Origin of the sequence: Bradyrhizobium sp. 134, from assembly GCF_023074155.1 — a bacterium.
GTDB lineage: Bacteria > Pseudomonadota > Alphaproteobacteria > Rhizobiales > Xanthobacteraceae > Bradyrhizobium.
The window spans coordinates 362,464-386,078 of record NZ_JADPKX010000046.1 but is presented as its reverse complement, the minus strand read 5'-3'; the positions used below and the strand labels follow the sequence as shown (position 1 = coordinate 386,078).

Genomic DNA, 23,615 nt, shown 5'->3' with positions numbered 1-23,615 from the left:
CACAAGAAAAGGGACGCACACACACCAAGAAAATAGGGAGATAGGAATGTCCGCTGTCACCGGCAAACTTGCGGCCGCGTCACTGGCGCTTGCACTCATTGCGGCCTCGGCCTCCACTGCATTGGCCCAGAAGAAATACGATACCGGCGCGACCGATACCGAGATCAAGATCGGCAACATCATGCCCTACAGCGGACCGGCCTCCGCCTACGGCATCATCGGGCGAACCGAAGCCGCCTATTTCAAGAAGATCAACGACGAAGGCGGCATCAACGGCCGCAAGATCAACTACATCAGCTACGATGACGCCTACTCGCCGCCGAAGACGGTGGAGCAGGCGCGCAAGCTGGTCGAGAGCGACGAGGTGCTGTTCATCTTCAACTCGCTCGGGACACCGCCGAACTCGGCGATCCACAAATACATGAACTCGAAGAAGGTGCCGCAGCTCTTCGTCGCCACCGGCGCCACCAAGTGGAACGATCCGCAGAACTTCCCCTGGACCATGGGCTGGCAGCCCAACTACCAGAGCGAGACGCAGATCTACGCGAAATGGCTGCTCAAGAACAAGCCGGATGCCAAGATTGCCGTGCTGTTCCAGAACGACGATTACGGCAAGGATTATCTCAAGGGCCTGAAGGACGGCCTCGGCGCCAAGGCTGCGTCGATGATCGTCATGGAAGAGAGCTACGAGACATCCGAGCCAACCATCGACAACCACATCGTCAAGCTGAAGTCGACCGGTGCCGACGTCTTCATGAACATCACGACGCCGAAATTCGCGGCGCAGGCGATCAAGAAGGTGGCCGAGATCGGCTGGAAGCCGCTGCACTTCCTCAACAACGTCTCGGCGTCCGTCGGCAGCGTGATGAAGCCGGCCGGCTTCGAGAACGGTCAGGACATCATCTCCGCCGACTATCTAAAGGACGTGTCCGATCCCGCGTGGAACAACGATCCCGGCATGAAGGAGTTTTTGGCGTTCATGACCAAATACTTCCCCGACGGCGACAAGCTCGATAAGGGCACCCTCGTCGGCTATGCCGTGGCCCAGACGCTGGTTCAGGTCTTGAAGCAGTGCGGCGACGATCTCACGCGCGAGAACGTCATAAAGCAGGCGGCGAGCCTGAAGGACTTCCGCACCGAGGCGCTGCTGCCGGGCATCAAGATCAACACCTCGCCGACCGATTTCGCGCCGATCAGCCAGCTTCAACTCGAGAAGTTCAAGGGCGAGAAGTTTGAGCTGTTCGGCGACGTGATCAGCGCCGACGTCGGCGGCTAGCCGCGCGAGCACCCGCGCCTATTGAAAACCCCCTGCGCTGACCGCGCAGGGGGTTTTTGCTTGCGCGTCGATTATGATCACGCGATTGCACAATCGAATGATGGCAAAGCCGGCTTACGCTTTGGCGCATGATGCGGTAGGCAGGTGAGCGGCGCGTTTGCCGCCAGTCTTTCCTGCCCGCTCAAGGCCCTTCGTCATGACCGACCGACGCCCCCTGCTCCGCGCGCTCTACGACGCAGCCGTTGCCGCCGCTCATCCGAGCACGATACTGGCGCCGCACCTGCGGCCCGCGCCAAGGGGACGCGTAATCTGTCTCGCCGCCGGCAAGGGCGCGGCCGCGATGGCCGCCGCCGCCGAGCGGCATTATCTCGACACGCTCGGGCTCGCACCGGAGCGCCTGGTCGGCATCGCCACCACGCGTCACGGCTACGGCGTGCCGACGCGCCGCATCCGCGTGGTCGAGGCCGGTCATCCCGTGCCTGACGAAGCCGGCCTGAAGGGCGCGGCCGATACGCTCGCGCTCGCAGCCGAGGCCGGGCCGGACGATTTGCTCCTGGTGCTGCTCACCGGCGGCGGCTCGGCGAACTGGATCGCGCCCGTCAACGGCATCAGCTTCGCGCAGAAGCAGGCGGTCAACAAGGCGCTGCTCCGCTCCGGCGCGCCGATCGGCGAGATGAATGTCGTGCGCAAGCATCTGTCGCGGATCAAGGGCGGGCGGCTGGCGCGCGCGGGCAAAAATGCCGCCGAGATCGTGACGCTTGCGATCTCCGACGTGCCGCATGACGATCCCTCCGCGATCGCCTCGGGTCCGACCGTGCCCGATCCGACCACGCTCAATGATGCGCGCGCCATCGTCGCCCGGTACAAGCTCGACATCGACGATGCCGTTCGCCGCGCGCTGGACGACCCCGCCAACGAGAGCTGCAAGCCGGGGGACGCCGCGTTCGCGCACGCGCATTTCGAATTGATCGCACGTCCGAAGCAATCGCTCGACGCTGCGGTGAGGCTCGCGCATGAGGCCGGTTACGAGACGATCGATCTCGGTGCCGACCTTGAGGGCGAGGCCCGCGACGTTGCCGCCGATCACGCCAGGCTGGCGCTTCAGGCCCGCGCGCAGGGCAAGCGCGTCGCGATCCTCTCCGGCGGCGAGCTCACGGTCACCGTGCGGGGCAATGGCCGCGGCGGCCCGAACCAGGAATACGCGCTGGCGCTCGCCGCCCTCTTGAAGGACACGCCTGACATCTCCGCGCTCGCCGGCGACACCGACGGCGCCGATGGCGGTGCCGGCAATCCCACCGACCCCGCCGGCGCGCTGATCGATGCGGCGACGTTCGCGAAGATGGCGGCGCAGGGGCTGCAACCCCAGGTCTATCTCGACAACAACGATGCGACGACGTTCTTCGAGGCGACGGGCGACCTGCTGCTGCCGGGTCCCACGCTGACCAATGTCAACGACATCAGGGTAATCCTGGTCGACTGACACGGCGGCATCGCCATCCCGCCGGCGCCGCGCGCGGTTCGGCGGGACGGCCTGGTTAACGATCTCTGAATTCTCGTCGGCGTCCTCTTTCCAGGGGGCGGGCATCGCCGCCTTTAACCTCGCATTCGCCGCAGTTTCAGGAACATGTCCCGAAACTGGGCGTATTGTTGGGCTGATTCACCACCGCCTGCTCTAATCGCGTCGTCCCGGGGGCAACGCACATGGCGCAAAGTGATCAGGAGGTCGCAAGCATTGATCCGCTCGTGCTCGGCGAGCTGCTCAAGTGCGCCGCCAATAATCTGTGGCTTGGGATCATCCTCTTTGGCAGCGACCGCAGGGTCATTTTCTGCAATCCGCGCTACCGCGAGATGTACGCGCTCTCGCCCGAGCAGGTGCGCCCGGGAACGCCGATCAAGGACCTGATCCAGCATCGGCTCAAACTGGGCCTGAACATCGGCGGAGAAGCCGGCGCCTATGTCCGCGCCCGCACGGAAGGCTCGGTCGTCAGCGAGCAGACGGTCCAGCAGTTCGCCGACGGAAGAATCATCGCCTACACCATCCATCCTCTGCCCGACGGCGGCGGCATGGCGACGCACGAGGACATTACAGAGCGCGAAGAGCTCAGTGCGCGACTACAGGAACGCAATTTTCAGTTCGACATCGCGATCAACAACATGTCGCAGGGACTTTGCTTCTTCAGCGCCGACCATCGGCTGCTGGTCTGCAACACGCACTATATCGAAATGTACGGCCTGCCGCCCGACCGCGTTCGTCCGGGCACGCCGCTCCAGGAGATCCTCGACCTGCGCTTCGAAGCCGGCAGCGTGCCGGCGATGACGCGGGAGGAATACGCCACATGGCGGACCGATGTCGCCACGTCGGCCGAGGCCATGGACAGCATCGTCGAGATGCGGAACGGGCGAACCTTCAAGATCAGGCACCGACCGATGCCCGATCTCGGATGGGTCGCGACGCACGAAGATATCACCGAGCAGCGCAAGGCGGAATTGCAGATCGCGCATATGGCGCACCACGACGCGCTGACGGACCTCGCCAATCGCGCCCTGCTCGGTCAGCGCCTCAAGCAGGCGCTCGAACAGGGCGGGATGTTCGCGATCCACCACATCGATCTCGACAAGTTCAAGGCCGTTAACGACACCCTGGGCCACCAGGCCGGCGACATCCTGCTGCAGGATGTCAGCCGCCGCCTCAAGCAGCTCGCGCGCGACAGCGATACGACCGCGCGCATGGGTGGCGATGAATTCGTCATCCTCCAGTCGCCGATTTCCGATTCGAGCGAAGCGGACACGCTGGCGCGTGATGTTGTCAGCACCCTGAGTGCTCCGTTCGGGCTCGACGGACATCAGGCTATTGTGGGCGCGAGCATCGGGATCGCCATTGCGCCCGGTGACGGCTCGACGCCCGAGCAACTCCTGCACAATGCCGATCTGGCCCTGTATCGCGCGAAAAGCGACGGCCGCGGCATGCACTGCTTCTTCGAGCCGGCCATGGGCGAAGAGGCGCAAAGCCGTCGCGCGCTGGAGCAGGACCTGCGCAACGGCCTTGCCGCCGGCGAGTTCGAACTGCACTACCAGCCGGTCGTGAAGACCGACGGCGGCGAGATCAGCGGCTTCGAAGCCTTGATCCGTTGGCGACATCCAGGGCGCGGACTGGTCGCGCCGAACAGCTTTATCCCGCTTGCGGAAGAGATCGGCCTGATCGTGCCGATCGGCGAATGGGTGATCCGGCAGGCCTGTGCCACTGCAAGCCGATGGTTGGACCATCTGCACGTCGCCGTCAACATCTCGGCGGTGCAATTCCGCCAGCCGGGCCTGACAGAGGTGATCGTCGGCGCGCTCGCGGCCTCCGGCCTCGATCCGCGGCGGCTGGAAATCGAAATCACGGAAAGCGTTCTGCTGCAGGACAGGCATGGGACGCTGACGACGCTGCACCAGCTCCGGGCGCTGGGCATCAAGGTCGCCATGGACGATTTCGGCACCGGCTATTCGTCACTGACCTATCTGCAATGCTTCCCCTTCGACAAGATCAAGATCGACCGGTCTTTCGTCAGCGGCGTGGAAAACAATGCGGCCTCCCTCAGCATCGTGCGGGCGGTGGCGGCACTGGCGCGCGGGATGGGCATGACGACGACGGCGGAGGGCGTGGAGACCGAGGAGCAACGGGACCGGATCGCAGCGGAAGGCTGCACGGAAATGCAGGGCTATCTGTTCAGCCCGCCCTTGCCCGCCGGGGAAATCGAGCGCCGTTTCCTGTCCGCGGAAGCACCTGCCATGCCCGACCGGTTCGCTGCGGCATAACCGCCGCCAGTCCGCCCGCGATTCCGGGTTTGATGCCCGGTCGCCGCGGCAATCAACCGTCAAAACTCGTTGGCGATCTTCGAGAGCATCCCGAGCAGGGCTTCGCGGTTGGACGGCCCGAGCAGCTCGTTCAGCCGGGCCTCGTGCTTGGTCGCGACGAGCTTCTTGGCGCGGGCCAGCACGGCCTTGCCCTTGTCGGTCAGCACCAGGATGTGCGAGCGGCGGTCGTTGGTGGAGCGGATCCGCGCGCAAAGGTCGCGGCTCTCGAGATTGTCGAGCATCGCCACGAAATTCGGCCGCAGGATGCCGAGGGTGGAGGCGATCTCGGTCTGGTTACGGCCGGGGTTTTTCTCGACCAGCAACAGCACGGAAAACTGCGCCGGCGTGAGCTGGAGCGAGGCCATGCAGCGCAGGAAGTTCTCGAACACCTTGAGCTGTGCCCGCTTCAGGACATAGCCGAGCTGCTCCGAGAGCTCGCCGAGCTGGAGGGCTTCGCCAGGCCCGTCGGCCGCATCCTTGCGGCCCTTGGCGGTCTCGGCGGGTTTTTCAGAGGACTTTTCAGCGCTTTTGGAAACGGTCATCGCCTCATGCTCGCAATCCCGTTAAGTTCGGGAGGATCGTTCGCCACCCTTGATGTTATATTTGATAATTGTTATGGACCATATCAAATATCGTCAGCGCTGTTCAATGGCTGTGAGCGGACCGTCCACCACAATCAGGGGACCGGTCCTGAATCTTTGAGGGGGAGCGTCCGGTCTTGAATACCACCATCATGCTGTTCCTGCTGCAGGACGGCATCACCAATGGCGCGATCTATGCGCTGCTCGGCCTGGCGCTGGTGCTGGTGTTCGCCGTCACCCGCGTCATCCTCATTCCCCAAGGCGAATTCGTCACCTATGGCGCGCTGACCTACGCCTCGCTGGCCGCGGGCCAGATGCCGGGCACGGCGAAACTCGCGCTCGCCCTCGGCGTTGGCGCCTTCGCGTTCGACCTGTTCGCCGCGCGCAAGGCGCTGCACGGACGCCTGGTGCTGCGCAGCGCCCTCACCAACATCGTGCTGCCGACCATCGTGCTGGCGCTGACCGTCTACTACGCCGCCCAGAAGCCGCCGGTTGCGGTCTGCATCGCGCTGTCGCTGGTGATCGTGGCGATGATCGGCCTGTTTCTCTACCGCATCGCATTCCAGCCGCTGGCGCACACCTCGGTGCTGGTGCTGCTGATCGCCTCGGTGGGCGTCCACCTCGCGCTTCAGGGTTTGGGCCTTTTGTTCTTCGGCGCCGAAGGCCAGCGCGGACCTGCCGTGCTGTCCGGATCTTTCACCACCGGCGCGCTGCGCTTCACGGGCCAGAGCATCACGGTCTACGGCATCACCATCGCCTTCATCGTCGGGCTGTGGCTGTTCTTCGGGCTGACACTTTACGGCAAGGCGCTGCGCGCGACCGCCGTGAACCGGCTGGGTGCCCGGCTCGTCGGCATCCGCACCACGCTGTCCGGGCAGATCGCCTTCCTGCTGGCGTCCGTCATCGGCGCACTGTCGGGCATCATGATCGTGCCGATCACGACGCTCTATTACGACTCGGGCTTCCTGATCGGCCTGAAGGGCTTTGTCGCCGCCATCATCGGCGGGCTTGTCAGCTATCCCCTCACCGCGGTCGCGGCGCTGGTCGTCGGCATCGTCGAGGCGTTCTCGTCCTTCTATGCCTCCAACTACAAGGAGGTGATCGTTTTCATGCTCTTGATTCCCGTGCTGCTGCTGCGCTCGCTCGCGGCGCCTGCGGTCGAGGAAGAGAAGGACTGACGCCAAGATGCAGAGCCGGCTCCCCATCCTCATCTTCGCGCTGATCATGGCGGCGATCCCGTTCGTTCCTGGCATGCCCCCGTTCTGGATCGTGCTGCTGGACAATGTCGGCCTCACCGCCCTGGTCGCGATGGGCCTCGTGCTGCTGACCGGCGTCGGCGGCCTCACCTCGTTTGGACAAGCGGCCTTCGTCGGCTTCGGCGCCTACACCACCGCGGTGCTGTCGACGACCTACGGCATGTCGCCCTGGCTGACGCTGCCGCTGTCGCTGGTGGTCAGCGGATTGTTAGCGGTGCTGCTCGGCCTCGTCACGGTCCGTCTGTCCGGCCATTATCTGCCGCTCGGCACGTTGGCCTGGGGACTCGGCTTGTTCTATCTCTTCAGCAAGCTGGAGTTTTTGGGAAGAAACGACGGCATCTCGGCGATCCCACCGCTGTCGATCGGCTCGTTCAAAATGCTCTCGCCCGGTTCGATCTACTACGCGATCTGGGTTGCCGTAATCCTCTCGGCGCTGCTCACGATGAACCTGCTGGACTCCCGTACCGGCCGCGCCATCCGCGCGCTCCGGCGCGGCCATGTCGCGGCCGAGGCGTTCGGCGTGCACACGCCGCGGGCGAAAATGCTGGTGTTCATCCATGCCGCCGTGCTTGCCGGCCTCTCCGGCTGGCTCTACGCCCATCTTCAACGCGCGGTGAATCCGACGCCGTTCGGCGCGCAGGCGGGCATCGAATATCTCTTCATCGCCGTGGTCGGCGGCGCCGGCTATGTCTGGGGCGGCGTCCTCGGTGCGGCGCTCGTCGTGGTCCTGAAGGAAGTGCTGCAGAGCTACCTGCCGCTGATCCTGCCCGGCTCCGGCCAGGTCGAGACCATCGTGTTCGGCATCATGCTGGTGGCGCTGCTCCAGCTCGCACCCGGCGGCGTCTGGCCCTGGCTGATGTCGTTCCTGCCCCAGCGTACCAGGGGCAAGAAGCCGGACACTTCGCTGAAACTGGAGCAGCGCGCCCGCTCGCCCGGCCAATCCAGCGTCCTGCTTCAGGTCGAGAAGGCGCGGAAGCAATTCGGCGGCGTGGTCGCGGTGAACAACGTCTCCTTCGACGTTCAGGCTCGCGAGATCGTCGCGCTGATCGGCCCCAACGGCGCAGGCAAGAGCACCACCTTCAACCTGATCACCGGCGTGCTGTCGGCCAGCTCGGGCTCGATCTCCGTGCTCGGCAACAAGGTGGACAGGGCTCCGCCGCAGGAGATCGTCAAGCTCGGCATCTCCCGCACCTTCCAGCACGTCAAGCTGGTGCCTGACATGACCGTGCTGGAAAACGTCGCAATCGGCGCGCATCTGCGCGGCCATTCGGGGCCGATCTCCTCGATGCTGCGGCTCGACCGCACTGATGAGGCAAAGCTGCTCGCCGAGGCCGCCCGCCAGATCGAGCGGGTCGGACTGGGCGAGCAGATGCATCAGCTCGCAGGCTCGCTCTCGCTGGGACAGCAACGGATCGTCGAGATCGCCCGCGCGCTGTGCGTCGATCCGATGCTGCTGCTGCTCGACGAGCCGGCCGCCGGCCTGCGCCACATGGAGAAGCAGCAGCTCGCGACGCTGCTGCGGGAGCTACGCGACGGCGGCATGAGCGTCTTGCTCGTCGAGCACGACATGGGCTTCGTCATGAACCTTGCCGACCGCATCGTGGTGCTCGATTTCGGCACCAAGATCGCGGAAGGAACGCCGGCCACGATCAAGACCAATCCCGAAGTGATCAAGGCCTATCTCGGAGTGGCGGCATGAGCGCGCTGTTGTCCGTCGCCGACGCCCATGTCGCCTATGGCAAGGTCGAGGCCGTGCGTTCGGTCTCGCTCGAAGTCGGCCAGAACCAGATCGTCACCATCGTCGGCGCCAACGGCGCAGGCAAGACCACGCTGCTGTCCGCCATCATCGGCATCTTGCCGCTGAAGGGGCGCGTTTCATTCGCAGGTCAGGACCTGTCGCGGCTCGACATCGAGGACCGCGTCGCCATGGGACTGGGCCTCGTTCCCGAGCACCGCGAATTGTTCGTGACCATGAATGTCGAGGACAATCTCGAGTTAGGGGCCTTCCGCATCGAGAGAAGCAAGGCGAAAGCCTCGATGGAGCGGGTCTACACGCTGTTTCCGCGGCTCAAGGAGCGGCGCAAGCAGCTCGCCGGCACGCTCTCCGGCGGCGAGCAGCAGATGCTCGCAATGGGCCGCGCGCTGATGGGCGAGCCCAAGCTCCTGATGCTGGACGAGCCGAGCCTCGGCCTCGCCCCGATCATCGTTGCCGACATTTTCCGCATCGTCACCGAGTTGCGTGCCGCCGGCGTCTCCGTGCTGCTGGTCGAGCAGAACGCGCAGGCCGCGCTCAAGATCGCGGATCAAGCCTACGTCATGGAGCTCAGCGAGTTCGTGCTCAGCGGCAAGGCCAGCGACATCGCGGCGAATGAACGCGTCGCCGCCAGCTATCTCGGCTTCCAGCACGAAGGCGCGAGTGTGTTGTAAGTGCGCCGTGAACTCCTCTTCCCTTCTCCCCTTGCGGGAGAAGGAGGCGCGAAGCGCCGGATGAGGGGTATCCATCCAAACGGAAAGCGCTTCATTCGCGGAGAGGGACCCCTCATCCCGCGCAAGTCGCTCTAGCTTTCATTGGATGGTGAGTTCGCCTCCCCCTTCAGCGCCGCGACCTCCGCCTCCAGCTCCGCTATCTTCGCATCCCTCGCCGCCAGCGCCGCTGCCACATCGCCAGCGTCGAACTTCTGCGGGATGTGCTGCGGGCAGTTCGTATCCCACGCTTCGATCTTGAACAGGATCACCTGCTCCGGGCGCGCCCGATAGCCTTTCGGCATCAGCGATGTCGTCAGCGCCTCGTCGTCCTCGACCACGCGGGCCTCGCCCCAGATCTTCACCCGGCGGCGATGGGCGTAGTCCATCAGGAAGATGTAAGCCTTGGGATTTTCGGACAGGTTTCCCTGCGTGATGTATTGCCGATTGCCGGCGTAGTCCGCGAACGCCAGCGTCTGCTTGTCCAGCACCTTCAAGAAGCCCTTCGGGCCGCCGCGATGCTGAATGTAGGGCTGGCCATCGGCCGAGGCGGTGGCAAGATAAAAGCTGTTGGCATCGGCCAGGAACGCCGCGAGGTTCTCATCGACCTCGGTGCGCCAGCCGCGCTGCTCGGCATGCGCATAGCCTTCGCGTGATCCCTTTCGGGTCTGGATCGACTTCACCGCCGGCGTGAATGCCACGTCGCTGGCGTAGGTGTGAGTTGCCGTCATCGGACCATCTCCTGAAATCCGACGCATCCCTGCGTCTTCGCCAGCTAAAGTGGACTTTTCGCAGGCTAAAACAATCGGTCCGCTTGACACTTCATCATTGCGGTATATGCAACAATGCCATGGATCGCCTCGAAGCCATGCATGTTTTCGTCGCCGTCGCCGATTTGCGCGGCTTCGCGCCGGCGGCACGAAAGCTGCGGCTGTCCCCCTCGGCGGTGACGCGGCTGATCGCGGCTCTGGAGGAGCATCTCGGGGCGCGGCTGTTGCAGCGGACCACCCGTCAAGTGACCCTGACCGACGTCGGCACGCGCTATCTGGAGCGTGCGCGTCGCATCCTCGCCGATGTCGAGGAGGCCGACGGCTCGGCACGGGAGGAGCGCAGCCGGCCGAGCGGGCGGCTGGTAGTGGCGGCGCCGGTCGGCTTCGGCCGGCTCCATGTCGGCCCTGTCATGATCGCCTACCTCAAGCGCTATCCCGAGGTCGCCTGCGAATTGCGGCTGTCGGACAACCTCGTCAACCTCGTGGAAGATGCCGTCGATGTTGCGGTGCGGATCGGCCATCTCACCGACTCCTCGCTCGTCGCGCGCCAGGTCGGCGAGATGCGGCGGATCGTGGTGGCGACGCCAGGCTATCTGAAGCGGCATGGCGAGCCGAAGACGCCGGAGGCATTGCTCGCGCACCAGACCATCGCCTTCGGTCCATCCGCGAACTGGCGCTTCGTGCAGGACGGCCGCGACATCGAGGTGGCGCCGAATCCACGCTTCGCCAGCAACAGCGCCGACGCCGCCCTGCAATATACCGAGGCCGGCGGCGGCGTGACCCGAGTGCTGGCCTATCAGGCCGACGAAGGCTTGCGGCGCGGGCGGCTCAAGATCGTATTGGCGAACTACGAGCAGCCGGCGCTGCCAATCCACATCGTCTACCCGACCTCGCGCCTGCTCTCCGCCAAGGTGCGCGCCTTCGTCGATCTCGTGGTGGAGACCGCGGAGTGGAAATTTGGGTGACGCCCTCACCCCTTCTTCGGCACGACGCGAAAGGTGCCGCTGGCGCGCGCGATCACGGCGCCGTCGGCCTTCGCGAGGCACTGCGCGAAGCAGATCGTGCTGCCGGTCTTGATCGCCTCACCCTCGACTGCCAGCCATTGGCCGATCTCGCCGGCGCCGACATAGTCGACCGACAGCGAGATCGTGACCAACGAGGTGGTCCAGCCCGTCGCCAGCGCGCAGCTGTAGCCCATGGCGGCATCGGCCAGCGCCGCGATCAGGCCGCCATGGATCAGCCCGCGCGCGTTGGTGTGCGGTGTTGCCAGCCGCAATCCCACGGTGACGCCGTTGTCGGTTTTCCTGGAGTAAAGCGGCTCCCAGGGATCGGTGAGCGGGGCTTTGCGAAAGTGCGGCTCGAAGCCGGCGGGGATGTCGGTGCTGGTCATGTCCATCTCGCGTTGGTGGCTGCCGCCATTGAACGCGAGGGACGTGACGGTTGCATCACCTACAAAGTTTTAAACGACATTTGCGCGGGCGTTTGAAATGGACGGCGCCGTGGCCTCACCAGGACTGTCATCACCCGCGAAAGCGGGTGATCCAGTATTCCAGAGACGGCGACGTGATACGGAGAGGCCGCGGCGTACTGGATGCCCCGCCTTCGCGGGGCATGACAGTGACCGTCCTAAAACGGCAGCCCCACGTAATTCTCCGACAGCGACGTCATCGCGGCCTGCGACTGCGTGACGTAGTCGAGCTCGGCGAGCTGGATGCGCGCGCCGATGGTGCCGGTGTCGGGGAATTTGTGCAGCATCGAGGTCATCCACCAGGAGAAGCGCACGGCCTTCCAGACCCGCGCCAGTGCCTTCGCCGAATAGGCATCAATGCCGGCGCTGGATTTTTCGTCGTAGAACTCGCGAAATGCGCTCGACAGATAATGCGCGTCGCTGGCCGCCAGGTTCAGCCCTTTGGCGCCGGTCGGCGGCACGATATGGGCGGCATCACCGCACAGGAACATCCTGCCGAAGCGCATCGGCTCGGCCACGAAGCTGCGCAGCGGCGCAATGCTCTTCTCGATCGAGGGGCCCGTGACCAGGCTGTCGGCGGCGTCCTGGTCGAGCCGGCGCTTGAGCTCGTCCCAGAAGCGGTCGTCGGGCCATTGGTCGACATGGTCATCGAGCGCGCACTGCACATAGTAGCGGCTGCGTCTGGTCGAACGCATGGTGCACAGCGCAAAGCCGCGGGCGTGGTTGGAATAGATCAGCTCGTGGCTGACCGGTGGCGTCTCGGAGAGGATACCGAGCCAGCCGAACGGGTAGATGCGCTCGAACTCCTCGATCGCCGAAGCCGGAACGCTGGCGCGGCTGACGCCATGAAAGCCGTCACAGCCGGCGATGAAATCGCAATCGATGATGTGGGTGACGCCATCCTTCACGTAGGTTACGCGCGGGTGACTGCCGTCGAAATCGTGCGGTTGCACGTCCCTGGCCTCGTAGACCGAGGTGAGACCGGCGGCCGCGCGCGCATTCATCAGGTCGAGCGTGACCTCGGTCTGGCCGTAGATCATGACCGTCTTGCCGGTCGAAGCCTTCATGTCGATGCGGTGCCGGCGCCCCGAAAAGGCGAGTTCGATCCCTTCATGCACCAGACCTTCGGCATGCGCCCGCGCGCCGGCGCCGATCTGGTCGAGCAGCGCGACGGTCCCCTCTTCCAGGAGACCTGCACGGATGCGGCCGAGCACATAGTCCGGGCTCTGCCGCTCGAGAATGACATTGTCGATGCCGTAACCGTGCAGCAGTTGCCCAAGCAACAATCCCGCCGGCCCTGCCCCGATGATTGCGACTTTTGTCCGCAATACTTGCTCCTCCCGATCCTGTAGGCTTTCGGCGCGGCTCGCTTGTCGCAGCCGTCCGCGCACGATAATTATATCATATAACGGTTGGGCAAAAGGGAGTGCGCGACGGCGCGTCGCGCCAGTTCCGGCTTGAACGCGCCGGCCAATTAGATAACATGTTAATTAACGAGACCGGGCCATCGAAGCCCGCCGTCAAAAGAGGGAGAGACACGTGATGAGGAAAGCCTGTCTGGCGTTGCTGCTGGCAGCAAGCGTGAGCCCTGCGTTCGCGCAGGACAAGACCTTCGATTTGAAGATCTCGCACTGGGTGCCGGCCTCGCATCCGCTGCAGAAATCGCTGGAGGACTGGGCCGCCGCGGTCGAGAAGGATTCCGGCGGCACCATCAAGGGCAAGGTGTTTCCGGCCCAGCAGATGGGCAAGGCCTTCGACCATTACGACATGGCGCGCGACGGCATCGCCGATGTCACTTACGTCAATCCCGGCTACCAGCCCGGCCGTTTCCCGATCATCGGCGCCGGCGAATTGCCGTTCCTGATCTCGGATGCCAAGGGCGGCTCGATGGGGCTCGACGCCTGGTACCGCAAATACGCCGAAAAGGAGATGAAGGACGTCAAATACTGCCTCGCCTTTGTCCACTCGCCCTCCTCGTTCCATTCCAAGACCAAGAAGATCGTGATGCCGGAGGACGTGAAGGGCCTGAAGATCCGGCCCGCCCACGCCACCATGGCGAACTTCGTCACCTCGCTCGGCGGCACCAATGTGCAGTCCTCCGCGCCCGAAGTGCGCGACATCATCGAGCGCGGCGTCGCCGACGGCGTCACCTTCCCCTGGGGCTCTCTCGTGCTGTTCGGCATCGACAAGGTGACAAAGTACGACATGGAGGCGCCGCTCTACACCACGACCTTCGTGTTCGTCATGAACAAGGACAAATACAATGCGATGTCCGACAAGCAGAAGGCCGCGATCGACAAGAATTGCACGGTCGAGATGGCCGGTGTGGTCGGCGAGCACTGGGGCAAGTTCGAGGATGCCGGGATCGACAAGGTCAAGGCGGAGAGCGGTCACGAGGTCTACAAGCTGACGCCCGAGCAGACCGCCGCCTGGAAGAAAGCCGCCGAGCCCCTGGTGAAAACCTGGAGCGACGGCGCGAAGAAGGCCGGCGCCGATCCGGACGCGGCGCTTAGCGAGCTGAAAGCCTCGCTGAAGAAGTACAACGCGCTGGCGGAGTAGCTCTTCGTCGAAACACATGCGGCGGCGGGATGCATCTCGCCGCCGTTATTCTGCAAGCGGGCCGAGAGGCGGGGAGCGCGTCCTCTCCCTCTCCCGCCTGAGGATGACATCTCCTAGGAAGCTCACATGAAGCGCAGCTGGATGGATCGCGTTATCGACTCGATCGAATGGATCGCAGCGGCTTTCGTCGGCATCGTCGCGCTCGACATCTTCCTGTCGGTGTTGCTGCGCAACACGCTGAACTATGCGATCCCCGACAGCTTCGACATCGGTCGCATGCTGCTCGGCATCCTGATCTTCTGGGGCATCGCCGCGACCTCCTATCGCGGCACCCACATCACGGTCGATTTGGTCTGGGGCAATGTCGGGCCGCGCTACCAGCGCTGGATCGACGTGTTCGCGACCCTGGTGCTGCTGTTCGTCGTGACGGTGCAGACCTGGACGCTGTTCGACAAGGTCCGCGGGACCTACAACGACAACGTCCAGACCTTCGACATGCATATGCCGACCTGGCCGTTCTTCGCGATCGCCTGGATCGGCGACGTCTCGGCAGTGCTGTTGATCGCGATCCGCACCTACCGGTTGATCTTTCATCCCGAAGAAATGCACGACCCCAAGCTGAAGGCGACGGAGTAATCATGAGCACCGATGCCGTCGCCGTAATCGGCTTCGTTTCCCTGTTCGCCCTGATGCTGCTGCGCGTGCCGGTCGGCATGGCCATGGGCCTCGTCGGCGTCTCCGGCTTCTCCTATCTCGTCGGCGCCACGCCGGCGCTGAAGCTGGTCGGCCAGACCTCGATGCGCACGGTGACCGACTACACCTTCGGCGTCATTCCGATGTTTTTGCTGATGGGCTCCTTCGTCAGCAATTCCGGCATGAGCCGCGAGCTGTTCCGCGCCGCCAACGGCTTTGTCGGCCATTTGCGCGGCGGGCTCGGCATCGCCACCGTCGGCGCCTGCGGCGGCTTTGCCGCGATCTGCGGCTCCTCGGTCGCGACCGCCGCGACCTTCTCCGCGGTCGCTTATCCCGAGATGCGCCGCTTCGGCTATCCGCAATCGTTTGCCACCGGCGTGATCGCGGCCGGCGGCACGCTGGGCGCGATGCTGCCGCCCTCCACCGTGCTCGCCGTCTACGGCATCATCACCGAGCAGGACATCGGCAAGCTCTTCATCGCCGGCATCATTCCGGGCATCCTGGCGATGACCATGTACATGATCACGATCTTCCTGATCGGCTATTTCCGGCCGGACTTTCTGCCCAAGGGCAAGGTGCTGCCGTGGCGCGAGCGCTTCGCCGGCCTGAAGGACATCTGGGCGCCGGTGCTGCTGTTCGTGTTCGTGATCGGCGGCCTCTACGGCCTGCCCTATTTGCCGCGCTTCACGCCGACGGAAGCCGGCGGCGTCGGCGCTGCCGGCGCCTTCATCATCGGCGTGGCGACCGGCCGGCTCGACCGCGAGAAGATTCTGGCCTCGCTGCTGCAGGCGACGCGCACGGCGGCCGCCGTGTTCACCGTGCTGATCGGCGCCTTGATCTTCGGGTACTTCCTCACGGTGACGCAGACCCCCCAGAAGGTGACGGAATTCCTCACCGGCCTAGGCCTCGGCCCCTACGGCGTGCTGGCGCTGATCATGGTGATGTATCTCGTGCTCGGCTGCCTGATGGACGCCATGGCGATGATCATCCTCACCGTGCCGATCATCTTCCCCGTGATCATGCATCTCGGTTTCGACCCGATCTGGTTCGGCGTCATCATCGTCATGACGGTCGAGCTCGGCCTGATCCATCCGCCGGTGGGCATGAACGTCTTTGTCATCAAAAGCGTGGTGAAGGACGTCTCCTTCTCCACGATCTTCAGGGGCGTGATCCCGTTCGTTGCAACAGACCTCGTGCGCCTGGTGATCCTGATCGCCTTCCCGCTGCTGGCGACGTGGCTGCCGACGCGGATGATGGCCCATTGAGGGGTGAATCGATGACCACGCCGACGCTGGAAACCAAATACGTCTTCACCGTCACCGCACGCATCGGCGACGTCGTCACCGCCGGCGAGACCGGCATCGGAATTCGCCGCATCATTCCGATCATCGGCGGCGAGGTGACGGGCGCGATCACCGGCAAGGTGCTGCCGTTCGGCGCGGACTTCCAGACCATCCGCCCGAATGAGCTGATCGATCTCGAAGCGAAGTATGCGTTTGAAACCGACGACGGCGCCATCGTCTATGTCGAGAACAAGGGCATGCGCTTCGGCCCGGTCGAGCTGTTGCAAAAGCTCAAGCGCGGCGAGCCGGTCGACCCGAAGCATATCTATTTCCGCACCGTGCCGAAGTTCGAGACCGGGCATGAGAAATACCGCTGGCTGATGGAGCACATTTTTGTCGGTTCAGCAGCGCGGCATGCGGATCGCGTGGTGATCGACGTGCATCAGGTGATGTGAACGCGTCGCGCCGCAAGGGCCGGCTAGTCCATTGACATGTCGGTATCTGTAGCGTATACGCTACAGATACCGACAATCAAGAGAACCGACGAATTCTCTGACTGGCTTAGAAACCAGCGAGACCGGAGAGCGAAGGCAAAAATCCTCGCCCGGATCGATCGGCTGGCGCTCGGCAATCCCGGAGACGTTGCTGCGGTCGGAGGCGGCATCAGCGAAATGAGAGTCCATGAGGGCGCCGGATACCGGATCTACTACGTTGCCCGAGGCGAGGAGATCATCGTCCTTCTTTGCGGTGGCGATAAAGGCTCTCAGCCGGGGGACATAGCGTTGGCAAAGAAGATCGCGAGCGAATTGGAGGTCTGAGCGATGGCAAAAGTGAAATCATTTGATGCTGCGGAGTACCTCGACAGCCCGGAGATGGTTGCGGCCTATCTCACCGAAGCCTTTGAATCGGACGATCCGTCCGCAATAACGATGGCAATCGGTGCCGTAGCCCGTTCTCAGGGCATGGGCGCCATTGCCGAAAAGGCCGGTCTATCCCGTGAGAACTTGTATCGCTCGCTTGGCGGCGAGGCCAAACCCGAATTCGGCACTGTGATAAAAGTTCTCCACGCCATGGGTATCAATCTTGTGGCGCAACCCCAAAGTGGAACGAAGGCGGCGTAGCGACCGGATCGCATCGGCGTCCGTAATATCGATCCCAATCTTGCGCATCGGGCATTCGGGTACGGGCGCTGCACCCGGACTGTCGTCCCTTTTCCGGACTATGCATCGGCTTCCGCGCTGTCAGCCGTATTGACTCCCCCTGAATTCGTTATACAACATAACTATTCTGACAAGGACGCAAATGACACAGGGAAACGCCGAGACCGCTGACGCGGGCGCCTCCGGGCTTTTGAGGATCGAGCGGGCAGACCGGGTTTTGACGGTCGGTCTGAATCGGCCGGCCAAGCGCAATGCGCTCAACGACGGCATCATCCTGGAAATCGGCGAGTGTTTTGCGTCCCTGCCCGAGGATATCGGCGCGGTCGTCATCCACGGCATCGGCGACCATTTCTCCAGCGGTCTCGACCTCTCCGAACTGACCGACCATGATGCCACCGGCGGCCTTCTTCATTCCCAGATGTGGCACCGGGTGTTCGACCGCATCCAGTACAGCCGGGTGCCCGTGATCGCGGCACTCAGGGGGGCCGTGATCGGCGGCGGGCTGGAGCTCGCATGTGCGGCGCATATCCGCGTCGCCGAACCCTCGACCTATTTCGCGCTGCCGGAGGGGCAGCGCGGCATCTTCGTCGGTGGCGGCGGTTCGGTGCGCCTGCCGCGCCTGATCGGCGTCGCCAGGATGATGGACATGATGCTGACCGGCCGCGTCTATTCCGCGACCGAAGGCACCTCCTACGGCTTTGCGCAATATGTCACGGAAGCCGGCAACGGGCTCGGCAAGGCGATGGAGCTTGCGACCAAGGTCGCCTCCAACGCGCCGCTGACCAACTTCGCCGTGCTCCAGGCACTCCCGATGATCGCGGAGGCCAATCCGCAGACCGGCCTGTTGATGGAATCGCTGATGGCGACGGTGGCGCAGAGCGACAAGGAAGCCAAGCGCAGGATCCGCGAGTTCCTCGAACACAAGACCGCAAAGGTGAAGCCGAAATCATGAGCGCGCAGCCGTCGTCCTCTTCCAGCATGGAGCGCGGCGCGAGCACTTCCCCGCTGCGGCCCATTTCGTTCGGCGATCCGGTCGTGAATATCGAGCGGCGCGACGACGGCACGATTTACCTGCGGCCCAAACAGCCGCTCGGAGACTATCCGGCCCGCATCACCGACCGCCTGCATCACTGGGCGAGCGCGACCCCCGATCGCGTGTTCATGGCCGAGCGCGAAGGCGGCCGCGGCTGGCGCAAGATCAGCTACGCCGAGTTGCTCGCCGCGAGCCGGCACATTGCCTCAGGACTCATTGCGCGCGGGTTGTCGGCGGAGCGGCCGGTCGTCATCCTCTCCGGCAATTCGATCGACCATGCATTGCTGGCGTTCGGAGCGTTCTATGCCGGCATTCCGTTCTGCCCGGTGTCGCCGGCCTATTCGCTGGTGTCGAAGGATTACGGCAAGCTCTCCTACTTGATGAAGCTGCTGACGCCCGGCCTCGTCTTCGCCGAGGACGCCGACAAGTTCGCCGGCGCCCTCGCAGCCAACGTCTCGCTCGGCACCGAGATCGCCGCGTCCTACGGCCATGTGCCGGGCCGCGACGTCACCTTGCTCGCCGACCTCATGGCAACGCCGATCCGCGGCGATCTGGACGAGGTCCACGGCAGGATCGGCCCCGACACCATCGCGAAATTCCTGCTGACGTCGGGCTCGACCGGCAACCCCAAGGCAGTCGTCAACACCCAGCGCATGATCTGCGCCAACCAGGTGATGCTGCGCGAGACGCTCGCCTTCCTCAAGGACGAGCCGCCCGTCATCATCGACTGGCTGCCCTGGAATCACACTTTTGGCGGCAACCACAATATCGGGTTGACGCTCTACAATGGCGGCTCGATGTATCTCGACGCCGGCAAGCCGGTGCCTGGAGGCATCGAGGAGACCGTGCGCAATCTCCAGGAGATATCGCCGACGGTCTATTTCAACGTCCCCAAGGGCTACGAGTCGCTGCTGCCTTATCTGCGCGACGACCAGGGCCTGCGCGCAAAATTCTTCGACCGGCTGCACGCAATGTTCTTCTCGGGCGCGGCCCTGTCGCCGTTCGTCTGGAACAGCCTCGACGAGCTCGCGGTGAAGGAAAAAGGCTACCGCGTGCCGATGCTGACCGGCCTCGGTGCAACCGAGACCGCGCCGTTCTTCATGTCGGTCAACCCGCGCACCAGCCGCTCCGGCCATGTCGGGCTTCCCGTATCCGGCAACGACGCCAAGCTGGTGCCGAACAACGGCAAGATGGAAGTTCGTTGCAAGGGGCCGAACGTGATGCCCGGCTACTGGCGCCAGCCCGACATCACCGCAAGTTCGTTCGACGAAGAAGGCTTCTACAAGCTCGGCGATGCACTCAAGCCCGTCGATCCCGATGATCTCAATGCCGGCTTCGATTTCGACGGCCGCATCGGCGAGGATTTCAAGCTCGGCAGCGGCACCTGGGTCAGTGTCGGCCCGTTGCGCGCGCGCTTCGTTGCGGCCTGCGCACCGCTGGTGCGCGACGTCGTTATCGCCGGCATCAACCGTGACGAGGTCTCCGCGCTCGTCGTGCTCGATCTCGACGGCTGCCGGCTGATCAACCCGACGCTGCCGACCGACGATCTCGTCGTCGCGACCCGCGACCGCTTGGTGCGCGAGGCATTTCGCGAACGGCTGACCCGCTTTCTCGGCGCGGCCACGGGATCCTCGACGCGGATCACGCGCGCGATCCTCATGGACACGCCGCTCTCGATCGACAAGGGCGAAGTCACCGACAAGGGCTCGATCAACCAGCGCGCGGTGCTCGAGCATCGCAGCCTGCTGATCGAGGAGCTCTACGCTGCCAATCCATCGGACCGTGTGATATCGGTCGGCTAAGAAATATCGCACCAGGGAGAACGCCATGTTGTTGAAGGATCAGGCTGTCATCGTCACCGGCGGCGCGTCGGGACTTGGTGCGGCGACCGCGCGAAAGCTGGCTGGCCAGGGCGCCAAGGTCGCGGTGTTTGATCTCAATGCCAAGCTCGCCGAGACTGTCGCCGCCGAGATCAAGGGCGTGGCTGTGGCTTGCGACGTCTCCGATGCCGCGTCCGCGGAAGCTGCGATCGCGCAGGCGACCAAAGCCCATGGACCCGCGCGCGTGCTGGTCAATTGCGCTGGCATCGGCGTTGCCAAGCGCGTCGTCGGCCGCGACGGCCCGATGGCGCTCGCCGATTTCGACAAGGTGATCAAGGTCAACCTGATCGGCACCTTCAACATGCTGCGTCTCGCCGCAAACGAGATGTCCAAGCTCGAGCCGCAGGCCACCGGCGAGCGCGGCGTCATCATCAACACGGCGTCCGTTGCCGCTTATGACGGCCAGATCGGGCAATCGGCCTATTCGGCCTCGAAGGGCGGCATCGTCGGCATGACGCTGCCGATCGCGCGCGAGCTGGCGCAGTTCGGCGTCCGCGTGCTGACGATTGCGCCCGGCCTGTTCCTCACGCCGCTGCTCGCCAACCTGCCGCAGGAAGCCCAGGACTCACTCGCCGCCGCAATCCCGTTCCCGCGCCGGCTCGGCCACGCCGACGAGTTCGCGGCGCTCGCCCTGCACATGGTCGAGAATTCCTACCTCAACGGCGAAGTGGTACGCCTCGACGGCTCGCTGCGCATGGCGCCGAAATAGGGCGCGGCATATGTTCGTGAACCGGCGCGACGTCCAGATCCAGTGGGGTGACTGCGACCCCGCCAACATCGTCTATTACCCGCGCTATTTCGCGATGTTCGACGATTCGACGTCGACCCTGTTCGAAGTCGCCGGCTTCTCCAAGCAGGACCTGGTCAAGAAATACGGCCTGGTCGGCATTCCCATGGTCGATACGCGCGCCAAGTTCTACATCCCCTCGACTTATGGCGACTGGATCACCATCGAAACGAAGGTCGAGAGCATCAAGCGCTCGAGTTTCGAGGTAAAGCACAGCGTCTTCAAGGGCGAGGCGCTTGCGATCGAGGGTTTCGAGACCCGTGTCCTGGTCGGGCGCGACCCCGTTAACCCCGACAAACTGAAATCGGCACCGTTTCCTGCGGAAATGGTAGCCAAATTCACGGGGAGCGAGACCCGGAGCTAAATCGCCACATCACCAAAAGAGGGGGCTGAATTACCCCCCGATTTCTGCTTTCAAAGAAACACATAAAGGGAGGAATAGATGAAACGCTTTTACCTGACCGCCGCCGTCACCGCGGCCGCGCTTGCGCTGCCGGCCGTGCCCGCGCTGGCTCAGACCGCCGAGGTCACCATCGGCATCACCACCACCACGACCGGCCCGGGCGCAGCGCTGGGCATTCCCGAGCGCAATGCGCTGGAGTTCGTGCCGAAGGAGATCGGCGGCGTGCCGCTGAAGGTGATCGTGCTCGACGACGGTGGCGATCCCACCACCGCGACCACCAACGCACGCCGCTTCGTGACCGAATCCAAGGCCGACATCATCATGGGCTCGGCGCTGACGCCGCCGACCATCGCCGTGTCCAACGTCGCCAACGAAGCCGGCATTCCGCATTTCGGCCTGGCGCCCTTCCCGATCACGCCGGAGCGCATGAAGTGGTCGGTGGCGATGCCGCAGCCGATCCCGATCGTGGGCAAGGTGCTGTACGACCACATGAAGGCCAAGGGCGTGAAGACCGTCGGCTACATCGGCTATTCCGACTCCTATGGCGACCTCTGGTTCAACGATTTGAAGGCGCAGGCCGTGCCGATGGGCATAACCATCGCCGACGAGGAGCGCTTCGCTCGCCCCGACACGTCGGTGACCGGACAGGTGCTGAAGCTCGTGGCAGCGAATCCCGATGCCATTCTGGTCGGCGCTTCCGGCACCGCGGCCGCGCTGCCGCAGACTGAGCTGCGCGAGCGTGGCTATCAGGGCCTGATCTACCAGACCCATGGCGCCGCCAGCATGGACTTCATCCGCATCGCCGGCAAAGCGGCGGAAGGCGTGCTGATGGCCTCTGGCCCCGTCATGGATCCCGAGGACCAGCCGGACGAAGCTGCCACCAAGAAGCCGGGCCTCGCGCTCAACTCGGCCTATGAAGCCAAGTACGGCCCGAACAGCCGCAGCCAGTTCGCCGGTCATTCCTACGACGCCTTCGAGATTCTCAAGCGCATCATCCCGGCGGCACTCAAGACGGCGAAGCCCGGCACGCCGGAATTCCGCGAAGCGATCCGCCAGGCGCTGCTGTCGGAGAAGGAGCTTGCGGCGAGCCAGGGTGTCTACAATTTCACCGAGAAGGACCGCTACGGCCTCGACGAGCGCTCGCGCATCCTGCTCACGGTGAAGAACGGCAAGTACTCGCTGGTGAAGTAGACGCGGCGAAAATTAGAGACGACAGAGCCGGCCCGACGGGCCGGCTCTTTTGTTTTGGCTGTATGAGCGAGCCGCACCTCCGGTGTCGCTGCGCCTCCTCTCCCGCTTGCGGGAGAGGGCCGGGGAGAGGGTGCCTCCGCAGAGGGATTGTCTGACGTCTACCGGCAAAGCCCCCAGAGGAGATAGCCCTCACCCGCCACGCTCTGCGGACGCGCTGTCGTCAAGCTGCCTGCCGCAGCGGGGTCCAGGCGAACTCCGGATAGTAAGTGTCCATCATCCGGTCGACATAAGCGGTGAGGTTCAAAAATCCTTCGGCGCGACGGCGCAGGGCGGATTCGAAGAACGGCGTCAGGATCCCGGCGAGTGCACCGAAGGCGGTGGCATCGACGCCGCAGGGTTTGTTGCCCATCAGATAGGACTTGTCACCGAGTTGCACCGAGAGCGCAAACAGCGAGCGCACGGCGAGATCGACGTCGTCATCGGGCGCGTGCCGTCCGAGCCCGGAGAGCAAATAGTTCTCGGCGACACGGAATTGCGCGTCCTCGCGCAACTTCTCGCGGTTGTGCTCCGGCGCGCCGTCGAAGAAATGCGCAGGCCCCTTGGCGAAGTTGACGGGGTCGACCCAGCGCGCCCCGACCAGCGCAAAATAAACGTGATGCTCGATCATGCGCTCGAACGCCCAAGCCTGTGCGCGCTCGGCAAGAGACAGCCCGGCGTCGAAATCGAAGCCGTAGCGGCGCTCGATATGGGCGCGGATGAAGGTGGAATCGGCCACCGCCTCGCCGCCATCGTCGATGAAAGGCAGCTGCCCCTTGGGAGAGGCGGGCGGCATCGCCCGCTCCTTGCGGTAAGGCAATCCCGCCATCTTGAGCTGCACCTCCGTCTTGGTGACGAAGGGGCTGATTTCCGGCAGGCCGAAGCCGGTGCCAAAGCCGTAAAGCGTGATCATGAAGGCTCTCCTGAAACCACCGAAAG

General features: G+C 64.1%; 23 protein-coding genes. 18 read left to right on the top strand and 5 right to left on the bottom strand.

Features of this window, described 5'->3' with window-relative positions; translation table 11 throughout:
- Positions 1 to 46: 46 nt before the first annotated feature.
- The 3 genes from IVA75_RS19215 (at position 47) to IVA75_RS19205 (ending at position 5,074) form a co-directional block, all read left to right on the top strand.
- The gene (locus IVA75_RS19215; protein ID WP_247283524.1) at positions 47 to 1,276 is read left to right on the top strand and encodes an ABC transporter substrate-binding protein; all 1,230 of its coding nucleotides are present in this window, start codon (positions 47 to 49) and stop codon (positions 1,274 to 1,276) included.
- 196 nt (positions 1,277 to 1,472) lie between these two features.
- Positions 1,473 to 2,756 (top strand): glycerate kinase, encoded by a 1,284-nt coding sequence (locus IVA75_RS19210; RefSeq protein WP_247283522.1) that lies wholly within the window; start codon positions 1,473 to 1,475, stop codon positions 2,754 to 2,756.
- Between the two features lie 221 nt (positions 2,757 to 2,977).
- Positions 2,978 to 5,074: an EAL domain-containing protein gene (locus tag IVA75_RS19205; protein WP_247283520.1), complete on the top strand. Its 2,097-nt coding sequence runs from the start codon at positions 2,978 to 2,980 to the stop codon at positions 5,072 to 5,074.
- A gap of 59 nt (positions 5,075 to 5,133) precedes the next feature.
- Here IVA75_RS19205 and IVA75_RS19200 read toward each other — a convergent pair whose 3' ends face one another.
- Positions 5,134 to 5,655: a MarR family transcriptional regulator gene (locus tag IVA75_RS19200; protein WP_027570162.1), complete on the bottom strand. Its 522-nt coding sequence runs from the start codon at positions 5,653 to 5,655 to the stop codon at positions 5,134 to 5,136.
- A 176-nt stretch (positions 5,656 to 5,831) separates the two neighbouring features.
- Between IVA75_RS19200 and IVA75_RS19195 the strand changes: the two genes are divergently transcribed.
- Genes IVA75_RS19195 through IVA75_RS19185 form a run of 3 tightly spaced genes read left to right on the top strand, consistent with a single transcriptional unit; the run spans position 5,832 to position 9,377 of the window.
- Positions 5,832 to 6,872: a branched-chain amino acid ABC transporter permease gene (locus IVA75_RS19195; RefSeq protein WP_247283509.1), complete on the top strand. Its 1,041-nt coding sequence runs from the start codon at positions 5,832 to 5,834 to the stop codon at positions 6,870 to 6,872.
- Between the two features lie 7 nt (positions 6,873 to 6,879).
- Positions 6,880 to 8,649, top strand: coding sequence for a branched-chain amino acid ABC transporter ATP-binding protein/permease (locus IVA75_RS19190; protein WP_247283506.1), 1,770 nt, complete (start codon positions 6,880 to 6,882; stop codon positions 8,647 to 8,649).
- Entirely contained in the window at positions 8,646 to 9,377 is a 732-nt protein-coding gene (locus tag IVA75_RS19185) for an ABC transporter ATP-binding protein (protein WP_247283504.1), read from the top strand. Before IVA75_RS19190 ends, IVA75_RS19185 begins: the two co-directional genes overlap by 4 nt.
- 131 nt (positions 9,378 to 9,508) lie before the next feature.
- Here IVA75_RS19185 and IVA75_RS19180 read toward each other — a convergent pair whose 3' ends face one another.
- A complete protein-coding gene (locus IVA75_RS19180; RefSeq protein WP_247283502.1) occupies positions 9,509 to 10,144 on the bottom strand; it encodes a pyridoxamine 5'-phosphate oxidase family protein in 636 nt (211 codons plus the stop codon).
- Positions 10,145 to 10,263: 119 nt separating this feature from the next.
- On the opposite strand from IVA75_RS19180, the gene IVA75_RS19175 reads away from it, so the two are divergent.
- Positions 10,264 to 11,148, top strand: a complete 885-nt coding sequence (locus IVA75_RS19175; RefSeq protein WP_247283489.1) for a LysR family transcriptional regulator — start codon at positions 10,264 to 10,266, stop codon at positions 11,146 to 11,148.
- 5 nt (positions 11,149 to 11,153) lie between these two features.
- Here the strand turns inward: IVA75_RS19175 and IVA75_RS19170 are convergent, their stop codons facing one another.
- Positions 11,154 to 11,573: a PaaI family thioesterase gene (locus tag IVA75_RS19170; protein WP_247283478.1), complete on the bottom strand. Its 420-nt coding sequence runs from the start codon at positions 11,571 to 11,573 to the stop codon at positions 11,154 to 11,156.
- A 236-nt stretch (positions 11,574 to 11,809) separates the two neighbouring features.
- Positions 11,810 to 12,979, bottom strand: a complete 1,170-nt coding sequence (pobA, locus tag IVA75_RS19165) for a 4-hydroxybenzoate 3-monooxygenase (protein WP_247283476.1) — start codon at positions 12,977 to 12,979, stop codon at positions 11,810 to 11,812.
- A gap of 214 nt (positions 12,980 to 13,193) precedes the next feature.
- Here pobA and IVA75_RS19160 point away from each other — a divergent pair, with 214 nt between their 5' ends.
- From IVA75_RS19160 to IVA75_RS19110, 11 genes are all read left to right on the top strand, one after another.
- A complete protein-coding gene (locus IVA75_RS19160; RefSeq protein WP_027570155.1) occupies positions 13,194 to 14,210 on the top strand; it encodes a TRAP transporter substrate-binding protein in 1,017 nt (338 codons plus the stop codon).
- A gap of 126 nt (positions 14,211 to 14,336) precedes the next feature.
- The gene (locus tag IVA75_RS19155; protein WP_007599673.1) at positions 14,337 to 14,846 is read left to right on the top strand and encodes a TRAP transporter small permease; all 510 of its coding nucleotides are present in this window, start codon (positions 14,337 to 14,339) and stop codon (positions 14,844 to 14,846) included.
- A gap of 2 nt (positions 14,847 to 14,848) precedes the next feature.
- Positions 14,849 to 16,168, top strand: coding sequence for a TRAP transporter permease (locus IVA75_RS19150; RefSeq protein WP_027515392.1), 1,320 nt, complete (start codon positions 14,849 to 14,851; stop codon positions 16,166 to 16,168).
- An 11-nt stretch (positions 16,169 to 16,179) separates the two neighbouring features.
- Entirely contained in the window at positions 16,180 to 16,641 is a 462-nt protein-coding gene (locus tag IVA75_RS19145; RefSeq protein WP_247283474.1) for a DUF3237 domain-containing protein, read from the top strand.
- Positions 16,642 to 16,707: 66 nt separating this feature from the next.
- On the top strand, positions 16,708 to 17,004 hold the full coding sequence (locus tag IVA75_RS19140; protein WP_247284100.1) for a type II toxin-antitoxin system RelE/ParE family toxin: 297 nt from the start codon (positions 16,708 to 16,710) through the stop codon (positions 17,002 to 17,004).
- Positions 17,005 to 17,007: 3 nt separating this feature from the next.
- Positions 17,008 to 17,307 (top strand): addiction module antidote protein, encoded by a 300-nt coding sequence (locus IVA75_RS19135; RefSeq protein WP_247283472.1) that lies wholly within the window; start codon positions 17,008 to 17,010, stop codon positions 17,305 to 17,307.
- Positions 17,308 to 17,488: 181 nt separating this feature from the next.
- Positions 17,489 to 18,298: a crotonase/enoyl-CoA hydratase family protein gene (locus tag IVA75_RS19130; protein ID WP_247283469.1), complete on the top strand. Its 810-nt coding sequence runs from the start codon at positions 17,489 to 17,491 to the stop codon at positions 18,296 to 18,298.
- A complete protein-coding gene (locus IVA75_RS19125; protein WP_247283467.1) occupies positions 18,295 to 20,181 on the top strand; it encodes a feruloyl-CoA synthase in 1,887 nt (628 codons plus the stop codon). The genes IVA75_RS19130 and IVA75_RS19125 overlap by 4 nt, the downstream gene beginning before the upstream one ends.
- Positions 20,182 to 20,206: 25 nt before the next feature.
- Entirely contained in the window at positions 20,207 to 20,968 is a 762-nt protein-coding gene (locus tag IVA75_RS19120; RefSeq protein WP_027570150.1) for an SDR family NAD(P)-dependent oxidoreductase, read from the top strand.
- Positions 20,969 to 20,978: 10 nt separating this feature from the next.
- Positions 20,979 to 21,410 (top strand): thioesterase family protein, encoded by a 432-nt coding sequence (locus IVA75_RS19115; RefSeq protein WP_247283456.1) that lies wholly within the window; start codon positions 20,979 to 20,981, stop codon positions 21,408 to 21,410.
- Positions 21,411 to 21,488: 78 nt separating this feature from the next.
- Complete coding sequence (locus IVA75_RS19110) at positions 21,489 to 22,640, top strand: ABC transporter substrate-binding protein (RefSeq protein ID WP_027570148.1); 1,152 nt, start codon at positions 21,489 to 21,491, stop codon at positions 22,638 to 22,640.
- A gap of 220 nt (positions 22,641 to 22,860) precedes the next feature.
- On the opposite strand, the gene IVA75_RS19105 is transcribed toward IVA75_RS19110, so the two are convergent.
- Positions 22,861 to 23,589, bottom strand: coding sequence for a glutathione S-transferase family protein (locus IVA75_RS19105; protein ID WP_247283454.1), 729 nt, complete (start codon positions 23,587 to 23,589; stop codon positions 22,861 to 22,863).
- Positions 23,590 to 23,615 lie beyond the last annotated feature (26 nt).